At 66.8% G+C, this 6,195-nt stretch carries 6 protein-coding genes; 1 reads left to right on the plus strand and 5 read right to left on the minus strand.

Going from position 1 to position 6,195, the window contains the following annotated elements; genetic code table 11:
- Window positions 1-34 precede the first annotated feature (34 nt).
- Window positions 35-1,678 carry an ankyrin repeat domain-containing protein gene (locus VFW04_09805; GenBank protein HEX5179614.1) on the plus strand — a complete coding sequence of 548 codons (1,644 nt, stop codon included), beginning with the start codon at window positions 35-37 and terminating at the stop codon, window positions 1,676-1,678.
- Here the strand turns inward: VFW04_09805 and VFW04_09810 are convergent.
- From VFW04_09810 to VFW04_09830, 5 genes are all read right to left on the minus strand, one after another.
- Window positions 1,675-2,529 (minus strand): type II CAAX endopeptidase family protein, encoded by an 855-nt coding sequence (locus VFW04_09810; GenBank protein ID HEX5179615.1) that lies wholly within the window; start codon window positions 2,527-2,529, stop codon window positions 1,675-1,677. The two genes, VFW04_09805 and VFW04_09810, sit on opposite strands and share 4 nt — an antisense overlap.
- A gap of 67 nt (window positions 2,530-2,596) precedes the next feature.
- Window positions 2,597-2,764 carry a hypothetical protein gene (locus VFW04_09815; protein HEX5179616.1) on the minus strand — a complete coding sequence of 56 codons (168 nt, stop codon included), beginning with the start codon at window positions 2,762-2,764 and terminating at the stop codon, window positions 2,597-2,599.
- Between the two features lie 86 nt (window positions 2,765-2,850).
- Window positions 2,851-3,771, minus strand: coding sequence for an MBL fold metallo-hydrolase (locus VFW04_09820; GenBank protein HEX5179617.1), 921 nt, complete (start codon window positions 3,769-3,771; stop codon window positions 2,851-2,853).
- A 384-nt stretch (window positions 3,772-4,155) separates the two neighbouring features.
- On the minus strand, window positions 4,156-5,076 hold the full coding sequence (locus tag VFW04_09825) for a DUF4340 domain-containing protein (protein ID HEX5179618.1): 921 nt from the start codon (window positions 5,074-5,076) through the stop codon (window positions 4,156-4,158).
- Window positions 5,073-6,195 (minus strand): Gldg family protein (locus tag VFW04_09830; GenBank protein HEX5179619.1); only part of this gene is annotated, 1,123 nt, incomplete at its 5' end. The genes VFW04_09825 and VFW04_09830, both read right to left, overlap by 4 nt.

Consider the following 6,195-nt stretch of genomic DNA (forward strand, 5'->3'; position numbering starts at 1 on the left):
CAGCGGGTACAGGCGTTTCGTGAAAGGAGGCGCTATGTTCGCTGCTCGAGATCTGCCCGCACATCCGTCCCTCGACTCGCTTCGCAAACAAGCGAAGAGACTCGCCCGCGACGCCGCCGCCGGAAATGGCGACGCCATCGCCCGCATAACAGCGCAGCTGCCGCACGCCGCGCTGCCGTTGTCCAATCGCGACGCGCAGCTCGTCATCGCACGCGAATACGGATTCGCCGGCTGGCCGGCGCTGACGGCCGAAGTGGCAAACCGCCTGGGCCACGGGCTCGATCGGGCCGCCGCGGACGCGCGCGTGGCGATTCACAATGCCGATCACGATCGGTTGCGCGCTCTGTTAGGCGAATACCCGGCGCTGGTCTCGTGGCGCGACGCAGCCGGACGGACGCTGCTCGATGCCACCATGTCCTACGCCATGGACTGCTCGGATCCCGAACGCGAGCGCATCTACACCCGGCCCGTTGCCGCCGAGATGCTCATCGACGCCGGCGCAACGGTCGAGCGTACGACCTGGGAGCAGGTGATAAAGCCGGGCGCATCGGCCATGCTGCAGCTGCTCGCGAAAAAGACCGCACCGCCGCGATCTCTCGACGTCCTCGCGGCACTCGGCGACGCCGCCGCGGTCCGCGCGCGGCTCGATGGTGCCGCGCCGATCCCGGATGACGGCGCACCCGGCGAGCAGCTCGCGTTAGGCAACGCGTTGATGAGCGCGTGCCGATTCTCGCACACCGCCGTCGCGCTTCTGCTCCTCGAGCGGGCGATCGCCCTCGATCCCGAGCTCGGCCGCCGTATCGATCGCTGGCAGGGCTGCGAGGCGTTCGTCGCCTTTCTGATTCGACATCCGGACGCCCTCTGGCACATGCAGCCCGAGACGACGCTGTGGCACGCGTTCGTCGAACTGCAGTTGAAGGACGCTCTCGATCGGAACGATCTCGCCACGTTTCGTGGCTGGCTGGACGACGAGCCGTGGATTCTCGACGCCCCGTTCACGCTTCTGCAAGCCGAGCTGATGCTGCCCGCCTGCTACGAGAAGGATCGAGGGGAGTTCATCCGAACGTTGCTGGATCGCGATCCGGCGATTCTTCACACCGAGCCGGCGCCCACGCCGCGGTCGTCATTGATTGCGCAAGCGCTGTCGTACGGGACCGCGCGGCTCCTTCCGCTGTTAACCCGGATCTGGCCGCTGCCTAACGATTTGCCGCACGCCGCCGGCGCGGGCGACGCGGCTGCAGTGGCTCGTTGGTTCGACGCAGCCGGCCACCCTGCTCTGGGCGAGCTGGCGCAACACTACCCGCACAGTGATCCGCACTTTCCCCGTGCCGACCTGCACTGGGGGCCGCCGACGACGCAGCAGACGCTCGACATCGCACTCGCGTGGGCCGTTCTCAACTCGCACTTCGAGATTGCCACGTTTCTGCTGGAGCACGGCGCCGACATCAACACCGATTGGGCCACGCACGAGCCCGCGAGCATCCTCCACGAGGCCGCAATTCACGGGAATCTGGACGCCGTGATGTTTCTCATCGATCACGGCGCGGACGTGACGATGACGGACTACCGGTACCGCTCGAATGCCGAGGGGTGGGCGCGCTACGGATCACGCGATGAGCGGATGGCGGACGTCCTTGCGGCAGCCGCCGCCCGTGCGCGTCCCAGGATCGAGCGTTAGGCAGCGGTGGAGCCATTGATCTGGCGCGGTGCATGCCACATGCGCACCAGCAGCACCGCGCCGGCAATCCATAACACCAGCACTGTCAGCCGGAATACCAGTGTCGAATCGAAAGTGAAGACGTGCCCGGCCGCAACCCCGCCGGAGGGTACGATGTCTTTCATGTTGTTGAAGGCGGCGTGCATGAACATCGTGAGCAGCAAACTGCCGCCGGATCGCCAGTAGAGCCAGGCGAGCGCGATCGAATACGCGGTCAGCTGCAGCGCGTAGAGCGGGAACGACTGGTGATAGGTGTTTGCTCCGGGGGTAAAAAAGAGCGGCAGGTGCCACGCCGCCCAGATTATGCCGACGATGACGCTCGCCGCCGCGAGGCCCATGCGTCCCGTTAGGCGCGGCAGGAGGTAGCCGCGCCACCCGACTTCCTCGCCCACCTGCCCGACCGTCGACAAGACGGTCGCCGCGACGAGGATTACCGGATGCGTCTCGCCGAAACGTGGCCACGCGCCGGTCGTCGCGCGGACCAGCAGCGCGACCGCCAGCTTGGTCAGCGGCATGAGCAGCAGCGCGAACGCGTACAAACGAAGCGGAACGCGCCACTGGACGATGCGCCGGAGCAGCGCCGCAAGCGCCTGATGTCCGCCATGCCACGCGGTGAGCGCCAGCGCAACGATTCCGGGCGCGAACACGCCGAGCAGGAACGCCGGGCCGCCGAAGGCGGGGCCGGCGGCCGTGCTCGACGCGCCGTGGTTTGCGGATGCGCGGATGACCACGGCCCAGAGCGCCCAGGTGCTCGCGAAGGTCAGACCCAGAAACGCGCCGACGGCACGTCCCGTACGCCGCTCTCGTTCCATGCCTAACGCTCACATCGGGCCGATGCCGGCGGTCGCCGACAGCCTTGATGAACGGGGCGCCGCACGCTCAGCCGCGCTTCAGAAACCTGACGTAGAACGCGGCGAAGATGAGGACGATTCCGGCATTCGCCAGCAGGCGCTGCCCCGACCGGCCCTTGAAGAACAGCACATCGACCGCGACGATCACGGCGACCATCGCAACGATATAAGATATCGTGGCCGTCGAACCTCGCATGCCGCCTCCCGTGCAGTGACTGATCTGTCCATGGGGGGAATCTCGACGTCCCTCATCACAGCTGCCCAACCGCCTAACGCTATGGCTCACATCTCCATCAGGTCTCGCCCGACGAGGATTCGGCCGCCGAAATGCTTGCGGGCTGCATCGCTCCACATCGCCTCGGTGACCGCCGGATCCTCGCTCGGGATGAGATGCGACAGCACCAGCGTGCCCACCTGTGCCTCGGCGGCGATCCGACCGGCTTCTTCCGCCGTCGTGTGATGTGACAGAATGCTGCGCCGGAGATCTGACGCGTTAGGCACGTGCGCGACGAGCCGGTCGACGGACGCGGCGTCGAACAGCGCCTCGTGCACCAGGATGTCCGCGTTCCGCGCCAGCGCCACCAAGCTCTCGCTCGGCGTGGTATCACCGGAGATGACAATCGACCGGTCCTCGGCGTCGAACCGGTAGGCGAACGCGGGCACCATCGGCGGATGGTGCACGACCGCTGCCGTCACGCGTACGTTGTCGTCGTGCATCACCGGGCCGCCGCCGCGCACGTCATGCGCGTGCACGAGCGGCCGAAGCGGCATCCGCCCTTCGTCCCCTGTCCGGGCGCTGATGTCTGTCGCATTCATTGCGAAGAACAGGTCCGTCATGCGCTCGAGCGGCGGCGGGCCCCAAGCATCCAGCCGCGTGCGCAGGCCGGCCGCCCACGCGAGGAGGATCAGGTTGCCGTAGTCGGCGTTGTGATCGGAATGATGGTGCGTGATGAAGATGTGTCGCACGCTTGAAAGCGGCAGGTCCGCAAACACGAGTTGTCGTGCGACACCGTTGCCACAGTCCACGACGTAGACGGTATCATTGACTACGATTGCCTGCGCTGGCGCGGCGCGTGTCTTGTGCGGTCGCGGACCGCCGGCAGTGCCGAGCAGGATGAGCCGCGTGCGGCGGCGTTCCCAGCGCGCGAGGCGTGGCGCGGCGAGAAGCACCGCTGTGCTGCCGAGAAATTGGCGACGGTCCATTCGTCCTCTCGAGGGCCGCGAGTCGTCGGCTGTACGCCATGAGCCAACCTGCGGATTCAATTAAATGGGTAATTCGGGAATTTCAGGTATACGTGGCGGGAAAAAGGCGAACGAACGATAGAAGATGGATCGCGAGGCAGGCCGGACGGGCAGAGTGCTACGCTCATGAAGACGCGGACAAAGCAGGACACAACGGACAAAGCACCGAGAGAAAATCAACGCCTTGGGTTTGCTCGTGTCGCGTCCACTGTGTTCGTGCTGTGTCCGCGTCTTCATGAACGTAGATGCAAGACATGAGGAAACGGTATCCCAGCCACTCGCGCAGGAGAAGAGAACGACGGCGGTGTTATCCTTGACCCTGTGTTGGTGCCAGGCGCCCCCGGATCAGCGCTTCTTCTTCACGATCAGCGTGCTCTCGGGCGGCGCGAGCTCCCGGACCTGCCACGGGCTCACCAGAAAGCGCACGCCGCCCGTGTCCGCACGCGCCGTCACCGCGCTCACAGCCGAGTCCATCGTTAGGCCGAAGATCGTCTTGCCGTGGCGATCCTGCAGTGCGACGTGGATCGGCGCCGCGTGCCCCGCCGTCGAGTCGCTCGAACGCGCCGGCGCAAATCCCGATGCACGGAAGTCGCGATACTGGCCGAGCAAACTCGAGACAGCCGATGTGTCCGCCGCTGCACCCGAGGCGAATCGCCATCCGTTAGGCCCGCGGCGCAAGGCATACATCGCCTTCCGGCGAATTTCGATCGCGCCAACGCTGTCCGGCACGACATCGGCGATGCGCGTATCGCGCCATTCGTTCGCGTCCCGATGCAACGCCGACGCCAGCGCGCCGTGCAACGCATACACCGGATCCGCATTCGCCATCCGTACGTACACGCCGCTGCCATCGTCGGCCGCCTTGCCCGCAACCAGATCGAGCACCCGCGCGCCGCGGGCGTCGACCCGCACCGATGTGCCGCTGTCCGGCGTGACGCCCAACTGGGCGTGCATCCCGCGTCCCTCGGACACCAGTTCCGTCTGCCTCGCCGTGTCGGCGAGGCCGCCTAACAACGACGCCACCGCGCCCGAGTCGGCGCGATAGCCGTTCGCGGTCCAGCCCGCCCGTGCGGCCCCGCGCGCCAACACGGTCGTGTCGCGTCCTTTCGCCAGCAGGATGGTGTCCACGTGCGCGGTGTCGATGCGCGGCAGCGCCAGCGACGCCGGCCGGTCGGACACGGGCCCGTGCACGAGCGCCAGCGCTCCCCACGCCACCAGCGCGATCGCGAGCGCGACCGCGATCCGTACGAGCGCCGTCTTGCTCATATGGCCGCCTCGACCAATCCGGCCCCGCGGCGCTCGGGCGTCGCGCGCGACCGCCGGCGGCGTCGCAACAGGTGCCCAAGGCCTAACAACGCCACGATCGCCGGCACCGCCACCATGTTCCCATATTCCGCCGTATCGTGCGTGGCCGCACTGGCGAAACTGAGCGGCGGCGGCGCCACGTTCTTCGAGCGAATGCTGATCAGCGACTCGTCCTGCGCCAACCAGTCGGTTGCATTGAGCACCAGGTCGAGATTGCCCTGCGCATTCTGCACGAACCGGTCGCTCACGAAATCCGAGTTGCCGACGACGATCAGTCGGCCATGCGCGCTGGCGCCCTTCCCTCTCCCCGTCGGCGCCACCTGCACCGCGAGCACGCGCGACGCCAGTCCGTCCTGCGACCAATTCTGGGACGGCACGATCGTCGCGCTCCCGGTGTCCGCGCCCGAGGCGCGACTCGACACGAGCAGCGGCGTGATCGTGTAGCCCGCCTTCTTCGTCGTGTCGATGCTGCTCGTCCACGGCAGCAGCACATCGCTCACATCGCGATTCACCACCGATGCGCCCGTGCTGTGCGCGCGCACGAACAACGGATATCGCTGCAGCACTTCCACGCCGCCGGATGTCGACATCGGTACGATTGCGTTGGCGGCGAGATCGTACACCATATCGTTCCTGATCTCAACGCCGAACGGTTCGAGCACCTGATTCCACGACACCACTTGCGGCGCGGCGATCGGATAGCGGTCGTTCACCCGCATGCCGGAGGCGAGGACCAACGCGCTGCCGCCGCGCTTGAAAAACGCGCTGTAGCGCGCCGCCGCGGCAGGCGTCAGCATGGGCGGCGAGCCGACGAGCACCACCGCGGCCACGTCCGGGGCCGGCTGCGTCGAATCGGTGGCCGAGACGGTGCGCACGGTGTACGACTTGCCGAGCTCCTCCGTCAACTGGCCTAACGTCGAGCCCTGCTGACCGGCCGCGGCCGTGGCGTCCATCACGGCAACCACCGGTTTCTTGGGCTGCGTGAGGGCGCGAATGTCGCTCACGATCTGATACTCGAGGTCATCGGTGCTGCTGACGAAGGGGATCGTCTGCGTCTTCGACCCGTACTGGATCGCGAGA

The sequence above is a fragment of the Gemmatimonadaceae bacterium genome (genome assembly GCA_036273715.1).
In the GTDB taxonomy this organism is placed as follows: domain Bacteria; phylum Gemmatimonadota; class Gemmatimonadetes; order Gemmatimonadales; family Gemmatimonadaceae; genus JADGGM01.

What these genes read in the sequence shown, in the direction of transcription:
- VFW04_09815 (HEX5179616.1), bottom strand. Translation starts at nt 2,764, where the DNA reads ATGCGAGGTTCGACGGCCACGATATCTTATATCGTTGCGATGGTCGCC.
- VFW04_09805 (HEX5179614.1), top strand. Translation starts at nt 35, where the DNA reads ATGTTCGCTGCTCGAGATCTGCCCGCACATCCGTCCCTCGACTCGCTT.
- VFW04_09820 (HEX5179617.1), bottom strand. Translation starts at nt 3,771, where the DNA reads ATGGACCGTCGCCAATTTCTCGGCAGCACAGCGGTGCTTCTCGCCGCG.
- VFW04_09825 (HEX5179618.1), bottom strand. Translation starts at nt 5,076, where the DNA reads ATGAGCAAGACGGCGCTCGTACGGATCGCGGTCGCGCTCGCGATCGCG.
- VFW04_09810 (HEX5179615.1), bottom strand. Translation starts at nt 2,529, where the DNA reads ATGGAACGAGAGCGGCGTACGGGACGTGCCGTCGGCGCGTTTCTGGGT.